Origin of the sequence: Pectobacterium carotovorum (assembly GCA_016415585.1) — a bacterium.
GTDB lineage: Bacteria > Pseudomonadota > Gammaproteobacteria > Enterobacterales > Enterobacteriaceae > Pectobacterium > Pectobacterium carotovorum_K.
The window spans coordinates 389,888-409,317 of the sequence record CP066552.1; the positions used below are offsets into that span (position 1 = coordinate 389,888).

At 52.5% G+C, this 19,430-nt stretch carries 14 protein-coding genes; 9 read left to right on the plus strand and 5 right to left on the minus strand.

What is annotated here, in order from left to right; genetic code table 11:
• Positions 1 to 281: 281 nt before the first annotated feature.
• The 3 genes from JFY74_01790 (at position 282) to sspB (ending at position 3,095) form a co-directional block, all read left to right on the plus strand.
• Positions 282 to 1,526 (plus strand): starvation-sensing protein RspA, encoded by a 1,245-nt coding sequence (locus JFY74_01790; protein QQG28825.1) that lies wholly within the window; start codon positions 282 to 284, stop codon positions 1,524 to 1,526.
• Positions 1,527 to 1,944: 418 nt separating this feature from the next.
• Positions 1,945 to 2,586: a stringent starvation protein A gene (gene sspA, locus JFY74_01795; protein QQG28826.1), complete on the plus strand. Its 642-nt coding sequence runs from the start codon at positions 1,945 to 1,947 to the stop codon at positions 2,584 to 2,586.
• Positions 2,587 to 2,591: 5 nt separating this feature from the next.
• Positions 2,592 to 3,095, plus strand: coding sequence for a ClpXP protease specificity-enhancing factor (gene sspB / locus JFY74_01800; GenBank protein QQG28827.1), 504 nt, complete (start codon positions 2,592 to 2,594; stop codon positions 3,093 to 3,095).
• A gap of 78 nt (positions 3,096 to 3,173) precedes the next feature.
• Here sspB and JFY74_01805 read toward each other — a convergent pair whose 3' ends face one another.
• The gene (locus tag JFY74_01805) at positions 3,174 to 3,947 is read right to left on the minus strand and encodes a (S)-acetoin forming diacetyl reductase (GenBank protein QQG28828.1); all 774 of its coding nucleotides are present in this window, start codon (positions 3,945 to 3,947) and stop codon (positions 3,174 to 3,176) included.
• 366 nt (positions 3,948 to 4,313) lie between these two features.
• On the opposite strand from JFY74_01805, the gene JFY74_01810 reads away from it, so the two are divergent.
• Positions 4,314 to 4,742 carry a GFA family protein gene (locus JFY74_01810; GenBank protein ID QQG28829.1) on the plus strand — a complete coding sequence of 143 codons (429 nt, stop codon included), beginning with the start codon at positions 4,314 to 4,316 and terminating at the stop codon, positions 4,740 to 4,742.
• A 47-nt stretch (positions 4,743 to 4,789) separates the two neighbouring features.
• Here the strand turns inward: JFY74_01810 and JFY74_01815 are convergent, their stop codons facing one another.
• Positions 4,790 to 6,208 carry a glutamate synthase small subunit gene (locus JFY74_01815; protein QQG28830.1) on the minus strand — a complete coding sequence of 473 codons (1,419 nt, stop codon included), beginning with the start codon at positions 6,206 to 6,208 and terminating at the stop codon, positions 4,790 to 4,792.
• Positions 6,209 to 6,217: 9 nt separating this feature from the next.
• A complete protein-coding gene (gene gltB, locus JFY74_01820; GenBank protein QQG28831.1) occupies positions 6,218 to 10,678 on the minus strand; it encodes a glutamate synthase large subunit in 4,461 nt (1,486 codons plus the stop codon).
• Between the two features lie 651 nt (positions 10,679 to 11,329).
• Between gltB and JFY74_01825 the strand changes: the two genes are divergently transcribed.
• The 5 genes from JFY74_01825 (at position 11,330) to JFY74_01845 (ending at position 17,988) form a co-directional block, all read left to right on the plus strand.
• Positions 11,330 to 12,259 (plus strand): TIGR01212 family radical SAM protein, encoded by a 930-nt coding sequence (locus tag JFY74_01825; GenBank protein ID QQG28832.1) that lies wholly within the window; start codon positions 11,330 to 11,332, stop codon positions 12,257 to 12,259.
• A 119-nt stretch (positions 12,260 to 12,378) separates the two neighbouring features.
• Positions 12,379 to 14,742 carry an aerobic respiration two-component sensor histidine kinase ArcB gene (gene arcB / locus JFY74_01830; protein QQG28833.1) on the plus strand — a complete coding sequence of 788 codons (2,364 nt, stop codon included), beginning with the start codon at positions 12,379 to 12,381 and terminating at the stop codon, positions 14,740 to 14,742.
• Between the two features lie 476 nt (positions 14,743 to 15,218).
• Complete coding sequence (gene elbB, locus JFY74_01835; GenBank protein QQG28834.1) at positions 15,219 to 15,872, plus strand: isoprenoid biosynthesis glyoxalase ElbB; 654 nt, start codon at positions 15,219 to 15,221, stop codon at positions 15,870 to 15,872.
• The gene (gene mtgA, locus JFY74_01840) at positions 15,869 to 16,603 is read left to right on the plus strand and encodes a monofunctional biosynthetic peptidoglycan transglycosylase (protein ID QQG28835.1); all 735 of its coding nucleotides are present in this window, start codon (positions 15,869 to 15,871) and stop codon (positions 16,601 to 16,603) included. The genes elbB and mtgA overlap by 4 nt, the downstream gene beginning before the upstream one ends.
• An 89-nt stretch (positions 16,604 to 16,692) precedes the next feature.
• Positions 16,693 to 17,988: an alginate lyase family protein gene (locus JFY74_01845; GenBank protein QQG28836.1), complete on the plus strand. Its 1,296-nt coding sequence runs from the start codon at positions 16,693 to 16,695 to the stop codon at positions 17,986 to 17,988.
• Between the two features lie 125 nt (positions 17,989 to 18,113).
• Here the strand turns inward: JFY74_01845 and yraP are convergent, their stop codons facing one another.
• The gene (yraP, locus tag JFY74_01850) at positions 18,114 to 18,686 is read right to left on the minus strand and encodes a divisome-associated lipoprotein YraP (GenBank protein QQG28837.1); all 573 of its coding nucleotides are present in this window, start codon (positions 18,684 to 18,686) and stop codon (positions 18,114 to 18,116) included.
• Positions 18,687 to 18,697: 11 nt separating this feature from the next.
• The gene (gene diaA / locus JFY74_01855) at positions 18,698 to 19,288 is read right to left on the minus strand and encodes a DnaA initiator-associating protein DiaA (GenBank protein ID QQG28838.1); all 591 of its coding nucleotides are present in this window, start codon (positions 19,286 to 19,288) and stop codon (positions 18,698 to 18,700) included.
• Positions 19,289 to 19,430 lie beyond the last annotated feature (142 nt).

Genomic DNA, 19,430 nt, shown 5'->3' on the forward strand with positions numbered 1-19,430 from the left:
AACGGCCTGCCGGTGCTTGCTTTGCAGCATCGGCGTAAAAATGGTGTTAATTCACTATATTTTTGTGTCTGAAATGTACCCGTAGTGATCCACTATTTATCTAATTCATTAAAATTATTCCCTTTGGTGATATCTCTTTCAGCCCGCTGTACTTCCCGATTTTCTCCTCAATTAAGTTGCTTTTATTTTTTCCTTTTGATAGTAATACATCAAGAGATATGATGTCATACAACAAATGAGATTCTACATAATCTGATTGTGGCTATCACAGGAGTTTTTGAATGATAAAGGTAACAAACGTAAAAACGATTCTAACGGCACCGGGTGGCATTGATCTGGTTGTCGTCAAGGTCGAAACCAACCAGGACGGCTTATACGGCTTAGGGTGTGCAACCTTTACCCAACGTATTTTCGCGGTTGAAGCGGCCATTAATGAATATATGAAGCCTTTTCTGATCGGGAAAGATCCTTCTCGTATTGAAGATATTTGGCAGTCTGCCGTCGTGAGCGGCTATTGGCGCAATGGGCCGGTGATGAACAATGCGATCTCGGCTATCGATATGGCGCTGTGGGATATCAAGGGTAAAGTCGCTAACTTGCCGGTCTATGAATTGCTGGGCGGAAAATGCCGCGACGGTATTCCACTTTATCGTCATTGCGATGGTGCGGATGCGGTTGCGGCGGAAGATAACATCCGTGCGGCAATGGAAGAAGGGTACCAGTATGTGCGTTGTCAGATGGGCATGTACGGTGGGGCCGGGACGGAAGACCTCAAACTGATTGCCACTCAGTTGGATAAAGCCAATATCACGCCGAAGCGCTCACCAAGAACGAAGACACCCGGTATTTACTTCGATCCTGATGCTTATGCCAGAAGTATTCCGGCCTTTTTCGATCATCTGCGCAATAAGATTGGGTTTGATGTTGAATTTATTCATGATGTGCATGAACGAGTATCGCCGGTTACCGCGTTGCAAATGGCGAAGTCTCTGGAAGATTACAAGCTCTTTTATCTTGAAGATCCCGTCGCCCCAGAGAATGTTGATTTCCTTAGCGTGATGCGCCAGCAAACCTCAACCCCAATAGCGATGGGGGAGCTGTTTGTTCATGTTGCCGAATACAAGCACCTGATAACCAATCATCTGATTGATTTTATTCGCTGCCATATCAGTATGATCGGTGGGATTACGCCTGCCAAAAAACTGGCGACACTCGCCGAGTTTCATGGCGTGAGAACCGCCTGGCATGGTCCGGGGGATATCTCTCCTGTCGGTGTAGTCGCGAATATGCACATTGATATGAGCATTACGAATCTGGGTATTCAAGAATATACGCCGATGAATGAGGCCCTGCGGGACGTTTTCCCCGGTTGCCCGGATATTGAAGGTGGATACGCGTACCTGAACGATAAGCCAGGATTAGGGATTGATATCGATGAGCAAAAAGCGAAGCAATTCCCTGTTGAAGGTGGATTGCCGTCATGGACGAATGCACGCTTGCCGGATGGCACTGCGGCACGACCTTAATTATTGGCTTAATGACGCCAATTCGCTTTAATTTCGCTTACTTAGAAGCCGACGGTCATCGTCGGCTTCTAGGCGGTTGACGACTCAGCGCAGGCCAATACAGGGGATAGATTATTCTCTGGCGGTGTTGTTTAGACTTCGCTATTGCAAATGAAAAATTTGTATTTAATAAAAAAATTCTTATTTATCATTTTGTTAAATAAGATTCTCCGCTTATATCCCCACAAAACGAACAAAATCTGATAAGCTATCTGCCGATTTTATGCCTGTGTGTAAGCTATCGTGTAGCGGTTTAAACCAGCTGGGTTTTATCCGGTGACGTTTACACACATTGGCGAGCAGCATTTCGAATAGCGGTTTGCAGGTTACTGACTGCACGATTATTCGCCATATTTTCTCGATAAACTTGGAGGTTTTCATGGCTGTCGCTGCCAACAAACGTTCGGTAATGACGCTGTTTTCTGGTCCATCCGACATTTTTAGCCATCAGGTCCGCATTGTATTGGCGGAAAAGGGTGTGAGTGTCGAGATTGAGCAGGTAGACATGGATAATCTGCCTCAGGATCTTATTGACCTCAATCCTTACGGTTCCGTGCCGACGCTGGTCGATCGCGAACTGACGCTCTATGAATCACGCATTATCATGGAGTATCTGGATGAACGTTTTCCTCATCCGCCATTAATGCCTGTCTATCCGGTTGCGCGCGGTAACAGCCGCCTGATGATGCACCGCATTGAGAGCGACTGGTATTCTTTGCTGAAGAAAATTACGCACGGCAGCGCTCAGGAAGCGGATGCGGCACGTAAGCAATTGCGTGAAGAATTGCTGGCCATTGCCCCAGTATTCAATGAAGCGCCTTATTTCATGAGCGAAGAGTTCAGCCTGGTGGATTGCTATCTGGCTCCGCTGCTGTGGCGTTTGCCGCAGTTAGGCATTGAACTGAGTGGTTCGGGCGCGAAAGAGCTGAAAGGCTACATGACTCGCGTCTTTGAGCGTGATGCGTTCCTTGCTTCCCTGACGGAAGTGGAACGTGAAATGCGTTTGCAAACCCGAGGTTAAACCGTATGGCGTTGTCTCAACTGTCTCCGCGTCGTCCGTATTTATTACGGGCTTTTTATGATTGGTTGCTGGATAACCAATTAACGCCTCATCTGGTGGTAGATGTTACTCTGCCGGATGTTATGGTGCCGATGGAGTTCGCCCGTGACGGCCAGATCGTGCTGAATATCGCACCGCGCGCTGTTGGCGGCCTTGAGTTAGCTGATGACAGCGTTCGTTTCAATGCCCGTTTTGGTGGCGTACCGCGTCAGGTTTATGTGCCGATGGCGGCCGTCATGGCGATCTATGCTCGTGAGAACGGGGCTGGAACGATGTTTGAGTCCGAACCTGCTTACGAATCTGCAGGTGAATACGAAGACTTTCAGGAAGGCGCACCCGCTTCAGGGACGGTCATGTCGATTGTCGATAGCTCGCCTGATTCTGAAGCACCTGACAATGGCTCTGGTTCTGATGATGAACCACCGCAGCCACCTAAAGGTGGCCGACCGTCGCTACGGGTCGTGAAGTAATTTGTTTCTAAGGGCACTTTAACAGTGCCCTTTTTATTTCGTGCCGTTAACTGAACATGTGCTTAATTGAGCATCGTGTTAATTGAACACCATTCCGCCATCAATCAATAGCGATTGCCCCGTCATATAGTCGGAATCGTGGCTGGCCAGATAGGACACACAGGCAGCGACATCTTCCGGTTCGGAAAGACGGCCCAGCGTGATGCGTTTGGCGAATTCTTCCGTCGCATAGCCACGCGGTTTTCCTGCGGATTCAGAGATCTTCCGATCGATTTCATCCCACATTGGCGTTTTTACGATACCCGGACAGTAGCCATTGACCGTGATGCCCAGCGGCGCTAAATCGCGTGCGGCTGTTTGCGTTAAGCCACGAACCGCGAATTTACTTGAGCTGTAGACGGCAAGTTCGGGGTTGCCCACATGCCCAGCCTGCGAACAGGCGTTGATAATTTTGCCGCCGTGACCCAGGGATTTGAAGGCATCGAGCGCAGCCTGAATTCCCCAGATAACGCCTTTGACGTTGATGTTATACACGCGATCGACGATTTCTGGCGTGATGTCTTCAATCAGGGTTGAGGGAGCAATGCCAGCGTTATTAACGATGACGTTAAAGTCACCAAAGCGCTCTTTGGTTGCGGCGACAGCAGCAAAAACCGCCTCACGATCTGCGACGTCCGCCTGTAGTGCGATGGCCTGTCCGCCGGATTTTTCGATTTCCTGCGCCACGTTGTGTGCGGTTTCTTGGTTATAGTCCACGATAGCGACGGCAAAACCGTCTGCCGCCAGTCTGAGAGCAATAGCGCGGCCAATACCTTGACCGGCTCCTGTTACAAGAGCCACTTCGACTGTCATATTTCCTCCTTAATGAAATCCAATCTCAATAAAGACAAGTTAATGCCGGAGGTAAGTGTAGGTCGTTAATGTGATATTGCAGGATTTATTACGAAAGGTTCTTTAGAACACAGTGGAAAGACGAAGGTTTTATTAGCCTGTCTGGTGTGATATTCCGTATGGGCGGGTCGTTATCGGCTGCTACGGTTCACTTCAGCTTCTGACCACGGCGTTTAGGGAACTACCGATGAAAGTTGAGCGCTGTCCGACTTCCTGAGAGTAAGAGCAAAGACGTATATAACCTATGCTATAACCGAAACTAGCGGCGATATTCCTTGTTTATGGGACATTGCGATTCCAGAAGGCAGAACATTAGGAGAGGGAGCTATGCATCAAGGTCGTTGTTTATGCGGCGGGGTGACAATTTCCACGACGCATTCTGTCAGTGAAGTGGGTGTCTGCCATTGTGGTATGTGTCAGACGTGGGGCGGCGGGCCGCTCATGGCGGTGGAGTGCAAAGATCCGGCGATTAAAATAGAAGGCGAAGAAAACATTACGGTATGGCAGTCATCGGAATGGGCCGAGCGCGCGTTTTGCCGCGTGTGCGGCACACATCTGTTTTACCGTCTACGCGGTACGGATGCTTATGAAATTCCAGCAGGTTTTTTTACCGACGAAGCCAACAAGAAGATGGTCACGCAGATTTATATCGATAACAAACCGAGCTACTACTCGTTTGCGGAAAAGACGCCGATGCTGACAGAGCAGGAGGTGATTGCGCTGTATTCCGGTAAAGACGAATCTGGTAAAGACTAAAAAAGAAAAGGGCAGCCAGCGCTGCCCTTAAGAGATGTGATGCGTTTCTACACTTCCAGATAGTTCATGATGCCGTCAGCGGCTTTACGGCCTTCTGCAATGGCTGTCACTACCAGATCGGAACCGCGTACTGCATCGCCACCCGCAAAAATTTTCGGGTTGCTGGTCTGGAATGCGTTATCGCAACTTTCTGGTGCGACAATGCGACCTTGATCGTCCAGTTTGACGTCATGTTCTGCCAGCCACGCCATTTTGTGCGGACGGAAGCCGAACGCCATGATGACCGCATCGGCTTCCAGAACGTGCTCGGAACCCTCTACGATTTCAGGACGACGACGGCCATTGGCATCCGGTGCGCCCAGCGCAGTACGCGCCATTTTCACACCGCACACTTTGCCCGCGCCATTGATCTCGACGCTTAACGGTTGCAGGTTGAATTTGAACTCGACGCCTTCTTCACGCGCGTTTTTCACTTCGCGTTTAGAACCCGGCATGTTCTCTTCATCACGACGATAGGCACAGGTCACGTGCGTTGCACCTTGACGAATCGAGGTACGCACGCAGTCCATTGCGGTATCACCACCGCCCAGTACGACAACGCGTTTACCCTGCATGCTGACGTAAGGCTCGTCTACTGCGGCTTCAAAGCCCATCAGTTGCTTGGTGTTGGCAATCAGGAACGGCAGAGCGTCGTAGACACCCTGAGCATCTTCATTGTCCAATCCGCCACGCATAGACTGGTAGGTGCCGACGCCGAGGAATACCGCATCGTACTCGTCCAGCAGCGCTTTCATCTGCACGTCTTTGCCGACTTCGATATTCAGACGGAATTCGATGCCCATCTCGGTGAAGATCTCACGACGTTTCACCATCACTTCTTTTTCCAGCTTGAAAGAAGGGATACCGAAGGTCAGTAGGCCACCGATCTCAGGATGACGATCGAAGACGACAGCTTGTACGCCACTGCGTGCCAGCACGTCGGCACACGCCAGTCCTGCCGGACCCGCGCCAATGATGGCGACGCGTTTGCCAGTCGGTTTGACGTTGGCAACGCTTGGCTTCCAGCCCATCTCTATCGCTTTATCATTGATATAGCGCTCGATGTTGCCGATGGTGACCGCGCCGAATTCATCATTCAGCGTACAAGACCCTTCACACAGACGGTCCTGCGGGCATACGCGACCACAGACTTCCGGCAGGCTATTGGTCTGGTGCGATAACTCAGCCGCTTCGATAATGCGGCCTTCGTTCGCCAGCTTCAGCCAGTTCGGGATGTAGTTATGTACCGGACATTTCCACTCACAGTAAGGGTTGCCGCATGCCAGGCAGCGGTCTGCCTGCGCTTTGGACTGGCTTTCTGAGAACGGCTCGTAGATCTCAACAAATTCAATTTTACGAATCTTTAGCGGTTTCTTGGGCGGATCAACGCGCTGTAAGTCGATAAACTGGTAAACATTCTGACTCATGATGACCTCTTACTGCGCCTGAACCCGCAGCTCGGCTGCGGAACGACTACGGTGACCCAACAATGCCTTCACATCACTTGACTTCGGTTTCACCAGAGCAAATTTCGGTGCCCAGGTCGGCCAGTTAGCGAGGATCTCTTCTCCGCGATGTGAACCGGTATTCTGTACATGCTCGGTGATCAGGCCACGCAGATGCTCTTCATGAATAGCCAGTTCTTCGACATCCAGCACTTCCACCAGTTCCGGGTTAACGCGTTTGCGGAATTCACCGTCTTCATCCAGCACGTAGGCGAACCCACCGGTCATACCTGCGCCAAAGTTCACGCCAGTACGGCCCAGCACGCAGACGATACCGCCCGTCATGTATTCACAGCCGTTATCACCGATGCCTTCTACAACGGTGATACAGCCGGAGTTACGTACGGCGAAACGCTCACCTGCACGGCCTGCGGCAAACAGCTTACCGCCAGTCGCGCCGTAGAGGCAGGTGTTACCGATGATGCTGGCTTCGTGGCTGCGGAAGGCGGAACCCACCGGAGGACGTACGGAGATGCTGCCGCCCGCCATGCCTTTGCCCACGTAGTCGTTGGCATCGCCAGTTAATTTCAGCTCCACGCCGCCTGCGTTCCAGACGCCAAAGCTCTGTCCTGCGGTACCGGAGAAGTGCGCTTTAATCGGATCTCCCGCCAGCCCTTGATCGCCATGTTTCTCGGCAATCGCACCGGACAGCGTCGCGCCGACGGAGCGATCGGTGTTACGGATATCGAAGTAGAGCGCTTTGCCCTGCTTCGAATCGATATGCGGCTGTGCCTGAGCCAGCAGCTCTTTGTTCAGCAAGCCTTTATCGAACGACAGATTGCTTTCAGTACAGTACAGCGCTTTGCCCGGCTGAGGCTGTGCTGCGTGCAACAGCGGAGACAGATCCAGTTTGTTCTGTTTCGCACTGAAACCGTCCAGCTCAACCAGCAAGTCGGTACGACCAATCAGATCCACCAGACGGCTGACGCCCAGTTCTGCCATCAACACACGAGTTTCATGTGCGATGAAGTGGAAGTAGTTGGTTACACGCTCAGGCAGGCCGTGGTAGTGATCGCGGCGCAGCTTCTCATCCTGCGTTGCAACGCCTGTCGCACAGTTATTCAGGTGACAGATACGCAGGTATTTACAACCCAGCGCCACCATCGGTCCGGTGCCGAAGCCGAAGCTTTCCGCGCCCAGAATCGCCGCTTTGACGATATCCAGACCGGTTTTCAAGCCACCGTCCACCTGAAGGCGGATTTTGTGGCGCAGGCCGTTGGATACCAGAGCCTGCTGTGTTTCCACCAGACCCAGTTCCCACGGGCAACCCGCGTATTTCACGGAGGAGAGCGGGCTGGCACCCGTACCACCGTCGTAACCGGCGATGGTGATCAGGTCGGCATACGCCTTGGCAACGCCCGTAGCGATAGTCCCGACGCCCGGTTCGGACACCAGTTTTACCGAAATCATCGCTTTCGGGTTGACCTGTTTCAGATCGAAAATCAGCTGAGCCAGATCTTCGATAGAGTAAATATCGTGGTGCGGCGGTGGTGAAATCAGCGTCACGCCCGGCACGGAATAACGCAGACGAGCAATGTACGGCGTGACTTTATCACCCGGTAACTGACCGCCTTCGCCCGGCTTCGCGCCCTGTGCCACTTTAATCTGAATCACATCGGCGTTAACCAGATAGGCTGGCGTCACACCAAAGCGGCCAGAAGCAACCTGCTTGATACGGGACACTTTATTGGTGCCGTAACGCGCCGGATCTTCGCCGCCTTCACCGGAGTTGGAGAAACCGCCCAGTCCGTTCATCGCTTCAGCCAGCGATTCATGGGCTTCGGGGCTGAGTGCACCGATGGACATGGCCGCGGTATCGAAGCGTTTGAACATTTCAGAGGCCGGTTCAACGCTGTCGATCGCGATAGCCGCGCCTTCTTGCGGTTTCAGTGCCAGCAGGTCGCGTAAGGTCGCTGCTGGGCGCTCGTTAACCAGTTTGGCGTATTGCTCGTAATCGCTGTACTCACCGGATTTCACTGCGGTTTGCAGCGTGGTGACGACGTCCGGGTTGTAGGCATGGTATTCACCGCCGTGAACAAATTTCAGCAGGCCGCCCTGTTCCAGCGTTTTACGTTTCAGCCAGGCGCGCTTGGACAGGTTCAACAGATCCTGTTCGAAGTCGCTATAGTTTGCCCCGCCGATGCGACTGACGACGCCCAGGAAGCATTGCGTCGACACGTCTTTGTGCAGGCCCACCGCTTCAAACAGCTTGGAACAGCGATAAGACGCAATCGTCGAGATGCCCATTTTGGACATAATCTTGTACAGGCCTTTGTTGATACCGTTACGGTAGTTCAGCATCACGGCACGATAAGGTTTGTCGATGGTGTGGTTATCCACCATCCGCGCCAGCGTTTCATAGGCGAGGTAAGGGTAGATAGCCGTGGCGCCAAAGCCTAACAGCACGGCAAAGTGGTGCGGATCGCGCGCACTGGCGGTTTCGACAATGATGTTGGCATCACAGCGCAGGCTCTTTTCTACCAGACGGCGCTGAACCGCGCCCACGGCCATCGGCGCAGGGACAGGCAAGCGTGATTCGCTAATGCCACGGTCAGACAGCACCAGCAGAACGGCACCGTCTCTGACTTTGCTTTCAGCTTCGTCACACAGTTTCTCGATGGTCTGTTGCAGCGTTTGCTGCGACGGATCAAACGTCAGATCCAGCGTGTCGGCGCGATAGTGCAGCTCATCCTGTGACGTCAGCTGTGTGAAGTCGGAGTAAAGCAGGATCGGCGATTTAAAGCTCAGACGGTGAGCCTGACCTTCGGCTTCACAGAAGACGTTCATTTCACGGCCAATGCTGGTCGCCAGTGACATCACATGTGCTTCGCGCAGCGGATCGATCGGCGGGTTGGTGACCTGCGCGAACTGCTGACGGAAGTAGTCATAAATGATGCGTGGACGGCTGGACAGCACGGCGAACGGCGTATCATCGCCCATCGAACCGGTGGCTTCCTGACCGTTTTCGCCCAGCACGCGGATGACCTGATCCAGCTCTTCGCTGCTGTAACCGTACTGTTTCTGGAAGGTCTCCAGCAGCTCATCGTCGAATTCACGGCTGCCAACCTGATCGTCTGGCAACTCTTCAAACGGCACCAGACGCTTAACGTTTTTCTCCATCCACTCTTTGTAAGGGTGGCGGCTTTTCAAATCGTCATCGGTTTCGGCGGAGTGCAGGATGCGGCCGCTGCGGGTGTCGATCACCATCAGCTCGCCCGGACCGACGCGGCCTTTCTCAACCACTTCGTCCGGCTGATAATCCCAGATACCGACTTCAGAGGCACAGGTGATCAGCTTGTCTTTGGTGATGACGTAGCGTGCAGGGCGCAGGCCGTTACGATCCAGGTTACAGGCCGCATAGCGCCCGTCGGACATCACGATACCGGCCGGGCCATCCCACGGCTCCATGTGCATGGAGTTAAAGTCGAAGAAGGCGCGCAGTTCAGGATCCATATCCGGGTTGTTCTGCCAGGCTGGCGGAACCAGCAGGCGCATGGCACGGATGATATCCATCCCGCCGCTCAGGAACAGTTCCAGCATGTTGTCCAGCGAGCTGGAGTCAGAGCCAGTTTCGTTGACGAACGGCGCAGCATCCTGCAAATCTGGGATCAGCGGAGTTTTGAATTTGTAAGCACGTGCGCGTGCCCACTGGCGGTTACCGGCGATGGTATTGATCTCGCCGTTGTGCGCCAGATAGCGGAACGGCTGCGCCAGCGGCCAACGTGGAACCGTGTTGGTTGAGAAGCGCTGGTGGAACAGGCAAATTGCCGACTCCAGACGCAGATCGGCCAGATCGAGGTAGAAGCGTGGCAGATCCGCTGGCATGCACAGGCCTTTATAGATCGTGACCAGATTGGAGAAACTACAAACGTAGAACTCTTTATCTTCAATGCGCTTTTCGATACGGCGACGCGCCATGAACAGGCGACGTTCCATATCACGTTGACGCCAGCCAGCCGGGGCGTTAACGAAAATTTGCTCAATACGCGGCATAGACGACAGGGCAATTTCCCCCAGTACATCCGGGTTGGTTGGAACTTCACGCCAGCCCAATACGGACAGCGTTTCGTTCTGCAACTCTTCTTCTACAATCCGACGCGTGGCGCGAGCCAGCTCTTCGTCTTGATTGAGAAACATCATGCCAACGGCGTAGTTTTTGGCTAAACGCCAGCCGTGCTCTTCCGCCACCAGACGAAAGAAACGATCGGGCTTCTGAAGTAATAAACCGCAGCCGTCGCCAGTCTTGCCGTCAGCAAGGATTGCGCCACGGTGCTGCATGCGTGCGAGTGCGTGAATCGCGGTACGCACTACTTTGTGGCTCGGCTCACCTTCTATATGGGCGATTAATCCGAAACCACAGTTATCTCTCTCTTGGGATGCATCGTACAACATGTTAGTGAACCTCCCCAGGCTCTGTGTGACTCTCACAACCTACTGCGAGAAAGCACCGTGGCGTTGAGCGGCTAGTATTACGCTCTCTTCTTCGGCCTCTCGTGACGGTCTCACAAGTGGTAAATGACTTGTTTTTAGAGGGAGTCTTCATTTACTGCATAAATATGACGAGTTGTGTACCCGTCAGGAAAGCTTCCAGCGGATCCCCAAATTAGCGAGAAAGCCTGTTCAGGTCAAATACCAGTGTAAAATGTGCTGATAAGCGATAATTTTTAATTATACCTATGAAAGATAATGATTTTTTTAGAAAAACAATCTCGGTAAATGAATATGGCGTTTAATTGAAGTGTGAGCTGTATCACTATACAAAAGCGTGAGAACCCTTCTCCGTGCTACGTTCTTTCTGTGTTGCAGCATATTGTGCTGTATATGGCTACTTTTAGATTTTATGAAACTATTTTTAAGTGTTGCTTCATCTTTTCATTAAGCGAGCATGCGGGATAAGAAAAATTAATTAACACGGATGTGAGTTTATTTTCACTAAAAGCGAATAAAAATGCATTTCATTGGGATGTGTGTGATTGATCGCGGTCATCGCGAAGGGGGCGAGAGAAAGGTAGTCTGCTGTTCCTCAAGGGAGCAGGTTAGAATATGCAATTGCAAAAATTAATCAATATGTTTGGCGGAAATCTTCAACGCCGCTATGGCGAGAAGGTTCACAAGCTGACGTTGCACGGCGGATTTAATTGCCCAAACCGTGACGGGACGCTGGGGCGGGGCGGTTGTACGTTCTGCAATGTGGCCTCGTTTGCCGATGAGCAGATGCAGCAGCGCAGCATTGCACAACAGCTGGAAGCGCAGGCGGGAAAGGTGAACCGAGCCAAGCGCTATCTGGCGTATTTTCAGGCGTATACCAGCACCTATGCCGAGGTTCAGGTGCTGGAAAGCATGTATCAGGAAGCGCTGAAGCAGGCCGAAATGGTGGGGCTTTGTGTGGGCACTCGCCCCGACTGCGTGCCCGATGCGGTGCTGGATTTGCTGTCCCGCTATCATGAACAGGGTTATGAGGTCTGGCTGGAGCTGGGGCTGCAAAGCGCATGTGACAAAACGCTGCACCGAATTAATCGCGGCCATGACTTCGCCTGCTATCAGGAAACCACCCGCCGTGCGCGTGAGCGCGGGCTGAAGGTGTGTAGCCATCTGATTGTGGGTTTACCGGGAGAGGACGCACAGCGCTGTTTATCGACGCTGGAGCAGGTTATCGAGACCGGCGTGGAAGGCATTAAGCTTCATCCTCTCCATATCGTCGAAGGCAGCACGATGGCGAAGGCCTGGCGAGCGGGAAGGCTGCCCGAGCTGGCGCTGGATCGCTACGTGGAGACAGCGGGAGAGATGATTCGCCATACGCCGCCGGATGTGATTTATCACCGTATTTCTGCCAGCGCCCGCCGTCCGACCCTGCTGGCTCCGCTCTGGTGTGAAAACCGCTGGACGGGCATGGTCGAGCTGGATCGCTATCTGCAAACGCATGGTGTACAGGGTTCTGCGCTGGGCACGCCCTACCGCTACGCTAGTATGTAATGCGTCAAAAGACACGAGCAGTAGCGGCTGATATTTCGTGTTGTGAATCTACGGGGTAGCGCCGTATAAGTCGCTATTTTACGTTATGATGCGCGGGTTGGTGACTAAGGGAAATCGCTATGAAGCAAATTCGTCTGTTGGCGCAGTACTATGTTGATTTGATGGTAAAACTGGGGCTTGTCCGTTTTTCACTGCTGCTGGCCTCGGTATTGGTGCTGCTGGCGATGGTGGTGCAAATGGCGGTCACCCTGTTGCTCAGCGGGGAAGTCGAAAATATCGACGTCGTTCGCTCCATTTTCTTCGGGCTGTTGATTACGCCCTGGGCCGTTTATTTTCTCTCCGTGGTGGTGGAACAGCTCGAAGAGTCGCGCCAGCGGCTGGCGAAGCTGGTGGCGAAACTGGAAGAAATGCGTCACCGGGATCTGGAGCTGAATGTGCAGCTTCAGGAGAATATCGCGCAGCTTAATCAGGAAATCGCTGACCGTATCAAAGCGGAAGACGCGCGTGTGCTGGTGATGAGCCGACTCAAAGAAGAAATGTCCCGCCGCGAACAGGCGCAGATTGAGCTGGAGCAACAGTCGGCGCTGCTGCGCTCGTTCCTCGATGCTTCGCCGGATTTGGTTTACTACCGTAACGAAGAGAAAGAATTCTCCGGCTGCAACCGTGCGATGGAACTGCTGGTGGGCAAAAGCCAGAAGCAGCTCATTGGCCTGACGCCGCAAGATGTTTACGCTCCCGATATTGCCGAGAAAGTGATGGAGACGGACGAAAAAGTGTTCCGTCACAACGTTTCTCTGACCTATGAACAATGGCTGGTTTATCCCGATGGCCGTAAAGCCTGTTTTGAGCTGCGCAAGGTGCCGTTTTATGACCGAATGGGCAAACGTCACGGGCTGATGGGATTTGGACGCGATATAACGGAGCGTAAGCGTTACCAGGACGCGTTAGAGAACGCCAGTAGGGAGAAGACCACCTTTATCTCAACTATCAGCCACGAGCTTCGTACGCCGCTTAATGGCATTGTCGGGTTAAGTCGCATCCTGCTGGATACTCAACTCGACCCTGAGCAGCAAAAATACCTGAAAACCATCCACGTCAGCGCGATTACGCTGGGCAATATCTTTAACGACGTAATCGAGATGGACAAACAGGAGCGCCGCAAGGTGCAACTGGATAACCAGCCGCTCGATTTCACCGGTTTCCTGGTGGATCTGGAAAACCTCGGCGGCCTGCTGGCGGAGCCGAAAGGCCTGAAGCTGATTATGGACCAGCATCATCCTCTGCCGCAGAAAGTCATGACTGACGGAACGCGCCTGCGGCAGATTCTGTGGAACCTGCTCAGTAACGCGGTGAAATTCACGCCGAAGGGTGAGAACGGCAAAAAAGGCGAAATTGTGGTGCGCGTCTGGCATGAAAAGGGCGATCGCCTGCGCTTTGAGGTGGAAGATTCCGGGATGGGTATTCCGGCGGATGAGTTGGAAAAAATCTTCGCCATGTATTATCAGGTCAAAGACCAGCACGGCGGGAAACCCGCAACGGGCACGGGAATTGGTCTGGCGGTGTCGAAGCGTCTGGCACAGAACATGGGGGGCGATATCCAGGTTTCCAGCACGCAAGGCAAGGGTTCCTGCTTTACCCTGACGGTGATTGCACCGAGCGTCGATGAAGTAGGAAATGGCCTAGATGATGATTTGCCGTTACCGGCGCTGCACGTTCTGCTGGTGGAAGATATCGAACTGAACGTGGTGGTCGCGCGTTCGGTGCTGGAAAAACTGGGGAACAGTGTGGATGTCGCGATGACCGGACAGGAAGCGCTGGACATGTTTGATCCCGATGAGTTCGATCTGGTGTTGCTCGATATCCAACTGCCGGATATGACCGGGCTGGACGTGGCGCGTCAGCTGCGTTCACGCTATGGCAAACGTAGCATGCCGCCGCTGGTGGCGCTGACGGCGAACGTGCTGAAAGATAAACGTGAATATCTGGATGCGGGTATGGATGACGTGCTCAGCAAGCCGCTATCGGTGCCAGCGCTGACGGCCATCATCAAACAATTCTGGGATACTCATACGGCGTGGACGGAAGAACCGATGATTGAGGAAGGTGATGAAATGGCAAATGCAGAAGACGATCTGCTGGATATCCCAATGCTGGAACAGTATCTGGATTTGGTGGGGCCGAAATTGATCCACCAGAGTCTGGAGATGTTTGAGCAGATGATGCCGGGCTATCTGGCTATTCTGGATTCCAACATGACGGCGCGCGACCAGAAAGGCATTACGGAAGAAGGGCACAAAATTAAAGGGGCGGCGGGTTCCGTCGGGTTACGGCATCTACAGCAAGTTGCCCAGCAGATTCAGACCTCATCGCTACCGGCATGGTGGGATAACGTGCAGGAATGGGTTGATGAGCTTAAGCATGACTGGCGTCATGACGTTCAGGTACTGCGTGATTGGGTCGCAAAAGCAGAAAAAGAATCCTGATACGGTGAGTTGCAGCCACAGGGACGTGGCGAGCAAAACGGTTAGAAAATTTTTTTTCGTCTCACGCGATATCATGCAAAAAGGCGTCAGATTAAGTGGTGTTTACGATTGAAGAGGGGTCGAGGATGCGAGGGATTTGCACGTTTTCATACGGTAGAAAAAAATGACCCCGGCCGAAGCTGGGGTGCGCGAATTATGCGCCAACACCAGGGAAAACATGCACCTGCATTTAGATCTCAGGGTTTGTAAACTCGCAAGTGCGGATATTCGTGTCTTAACTATGTTCTTACTACCAACGTTCTTACTAGTACAACTTACAACAGCGACTAAAACCTTGCTACTGTACATCTTCATCAAGCAACAAAATAGCAAATGTAGAAATCTTTGTTACAAGAATCATTAAAATGTGTGATGTAGATTAGTGTTTGTCAATTAAAAAATCAATTAGTTGATGTAATGAAATGAAGGAAAAGATGATGAAACGAGTCGGCATTGTCCTTAGTGGCTGTGGTGTTTATGACGGTTCCGAGATTCATGAAGCCGTATTGACGTTACTTGCGCTGGATCGCGCGGGCGCACAAGCGGTTTGCTTTGCGCCAGATAAGCCACAATTACAGGTGGTTAATCACCTGACGGGTGACGTAACTGGTGAGAATCGCAACGTTTTAGCAGAATCAGCACGGATCGCCAGAGGAAAAATCCAGCCGCTTTCTACCGCGAATGCACAAGACTTAGATGCACTGATTGTGCCGGGTGGTTTTGGCGCTGCGAAAAATTTAAGTGACTTCGCAACGCAAGGAACGGCGTGTCAGATTGATGAAACGCTGCAATTGCTCACACAGGAAATTTATAAGCAAAATAAACCAATTGGTTTTATTTGCATCTCACCTGCGCTGCTGCCGACGATTTTGGGTGTACCTGTTCGCGTAACCATTGGTAACGATATTGATACCGCTGAGGCCGTTGAGGAGATGGGCGGTATCCACGTTGTTTGTCCGGTCGATGATATCGTGGTTGATGAGGAACATAAAATCGTGACGACACCAGCCTATATGCTGGCTAACTCCATCAGCGAAGCGGCAAAAGGCATTGATAAGCTCGTTGCCCGCGTATTGGATCTCACCGAATGAGGTGGAGCCGAGGGCGTGGAGGTTTATTCACGTGGCTGAAGCGCCTGATTGTTCGGAGTCTGTTGGTCGTCATCGGTGCGTGGCTGGCAGGCATTGTGTTGTTTTCCTTCCTGCCCGTACCGTTCTCCGCGGTGATGGTCGACAGGCAGATCAGCGCATGGTTGAAAGGCGAATTCTCCTATGTTGCCCATTCTGACTGGGTTGCGATGGACGATATTGCGCCGGAAATGGCGCTGGCGGTGATAGCGGCGGAAGACCAAAAATTCCCTCAGCATTGGGGCTTCGATCTTGATGCGATTGGTCAGGCATTGAAGCACAACGAGCGCAACACACAGCGGATTCGCGGTGCGTCTACGCTGTCACAGCAGATGGTGAAGAACCTGTTCCTGTGGGATGGGCGTAGCTGGGTGCGCAAGGGGCTTGAGGCGGGTATTACCACCGGGGTTGAGCTGGTCTGGACGAAACGGCGGATTCTTACTGTGTATCTGAATATCGCCGAATTTGGCCCCGGGATTTTTGGCGTGGAAGCGGCCGCCAGACGTTATTTCAACAAGCCTGCCAGCAGGCTGACAGCAAGTGAATCAGCCCTACTGGCGGCGGTGCTGCCAAACCCCATTCGCTTTCGTGCGAATGCGCCCTCTGGCTATGTTATTCAACGCCAGCAGTGGATTTTACGCCAGATGAGGCTGATGGGCGGTGAAGCATTTTTGCGAGATAACGATCTGTTGTGAGGTAACAATCTGAATTAAATCGCTTTGTTCGTTTACTATACCGAGAAATTTTCGCGTTAACGGTCGTGTTTTCGACATCAGGAGAAAGTATGCGGTTACGTTATTGGTCAGGTTTACTGGTTGCATTGTGTTGTGTGGCTTCTGTTGCCCGTGCGGACGCGGAGCCTAAAGCTTCACCCCCCGATAATCCCTACGCCTTCTTGCAGCAGCCTCAGCTATCCTCGGTAAAACAGCAGTTACAGCAGAAAACGGAAAAGCCGCAGACGCGAATGGCGTACGAGCAGCTTATTTCGGAAGCCGATCGCGCACTGAAAAGTGATAACCCTAGCGTGACGAAAAAGAAATCCACGCCACCCAGTGGTTCAAAGCATGATTATTTGAGCCTCAGCGCCTACTGGTGGCCCGATCCCGACAAAGCTGATGGTTTGCCTTGGATTCGTCGTGATGGGCAGGTAAACCCTGCCAGCAAGGATGAAGAGACTGACGGCGTTCGGCTGGCGAAATTTACTGCCCAAACGCAGGCGTTGACGCTGGCGTGGTATTTCTCTGGCAAACAGGTTTATGCCGATAAAGCCATGTCGATGATCCGTACCTGGTTTATTGACCCCGCTACGCGCATGAACCCTAACCTCGACTTTGCGCAGGGTGTGCCGGGCATCGCGCCAGGAAGGGGCTCAGGCGTGCTGGACGGGCGCTATTTTTCCACCCGCATTGTCGATTCGCTGATTATGCTGCGTCAGGCTCCGGGCTGGACGACGCAGGATGAACAGCAGATGCAGAAATGGATGAGCGATTACCTGCACTGGCTGCAAACCAGCAAACTGGGGAAAAAAGAGGCAACGGCCCAGAACAACCACGGTAGCTGGTATACCGTACAGGTTGCGGGGATCGCCTGGTATCTGGGGAAAATCGACGTGGTGAAGTCCATGGCGCAATTGCAGCGGGAGAAATTGGATCACCAACTGCAACCAGATGGCGCCCAGCCGGAAGAGCTGGGGCGTACCCGTTCTTTCCATTACAGCTACTTCAACCTTCAGGCGGTAACGGATATGGCGATGCTGGCTTCCCGCGTCGGCGAGAATATCTGGCAGTACCAAACGCCAACGGGAAGCAGTGTGATAAAGGCGCTGGATTTTATGGCACCGTATCTGGATGAAAATAAAGCGTGGCCGCGCAAGACGATGGACAGGCAAAGCAGCCGCCTTATCCCGCTGCTATTACAGGCAGAACGTGGCTTGAAAACGCCGCGTTACCAGGCGCAAATCAAGCAGGCGGGCTTTGCGGAATTGCTTACCGGTGAGGCTGGCGTGCGTGATAAAGAACCGAGTCATATCAGCGTTGAAACCCGCCGTGCGCTCTGGCTGCTTAATTCTGTTACGCCATAATTTTCTTGAGCCTCGGTCTCATCGGGCAAAGATATACGTCCCTGAACTGGGATAAAAAGCGCAGAGATAAAAAAACCGCTGATGTCGTCATCAGCGGTTTTTTGTTTTTTAAAGAAAAAAGCGCGTTATTGCAGGTAGGTGAAGGCCGTCGTTACATGCTTCACGCCGCCAACTTTACTGGCGATTTCTGCGGCGGAGGTGCCTTCACGCTGTGTCACCAGACCTAACAGGAAGACTTCGCCGTTTTCCGTTGTGACTTTGACGTTAGAGGATTTAACCGTGTCGCTTGCCAGGATCTGTGAGCGCACTTTGGTGGTGATCCAGGTATCCATGGAGGCGGTTCCCATTGAAACCGGCGTGCCTTGGCGTATTTCGTTGTAGACTTCGGCTGCACCTTCCACGCCGAGGGCGATTTGCTTAGCCCGGCTTGCCATTTCTGTGCTCGGTGCTTGCCCTGTTAACAATACTTTCCCCTGATAAGCTGTTGCAACGATACGGGCCTCTTTTTTCAGTTGCTCGTCTTTGCTGATTGCATTCGTCACGCGGACTTCCAGTGTGCCATCGTCAACCTGCGTGCCTACGGTACGCGGGTCCGTGGCCGTTTTGGTTGCCACAGCACTGCCAACAGCAACAACCCCGACACAGCCTTGTAGCAGCAGGGCGATAGACAGCACGGCAAATGCAGAACTTATCCTCATGTAGTGCTCCTTCAATCGTTCTGGTGTGGAAAAAGTGTGTTATCAATTAAATCGCACAGGCAATTTACTGTCAGCATGTGCATTTCCTGAATACGGGCGCTGCGGTGTGACGGGATGCGAATCTCCACATCCTGTGGCCCGAGCAGCCCGGCCAGTTCTCCGCCATCGTAGCCGGTCAGAGCGACAATCGTCATGTCGCGGGTAACAGCAGACTCTACGGCTTTAACAATATCGCGACTGTTACCACGGGTTGAAATTGCCAGTAGTACGTCGCCAGCCTGACCTAACGCTCTGACTTGTTTGGCATAGACCTCTTCATGCAAACGGTCATTGGCTATCGCAGTTAAGACCACATTATCCGCATTAAGTGCGATAGCCGGTAAGCTTGGGCGCTCTGCTTCAAAGCGGTTAATCATGCTGGCGGCAAAATGCTGTGAATTGGCTGCCGATGTTCCGTTACCACAGCACAGAATTTTGTTGCCGTTTAGCAGAGACTGCACCATCGCAATCGCGCCGCGGGAAATGGCGTCTGGCAAGGCTTCTGCCGCTGCAATCTGCGTTTGAATACTCTCGGTAAAACAAACTTTTATTCTATCCAGCACGTTGAATTAACCTACGTAAATTGAAGTCCATCAAGGATGGGCTATCCCAGAGTGGGATACCCGTCATACTTCGAGTTGCATGTGCGTTGGCTACGTTTAGTTACCCGAATCACTTACCTGAGTAAGTTCATCTGGATTCCTT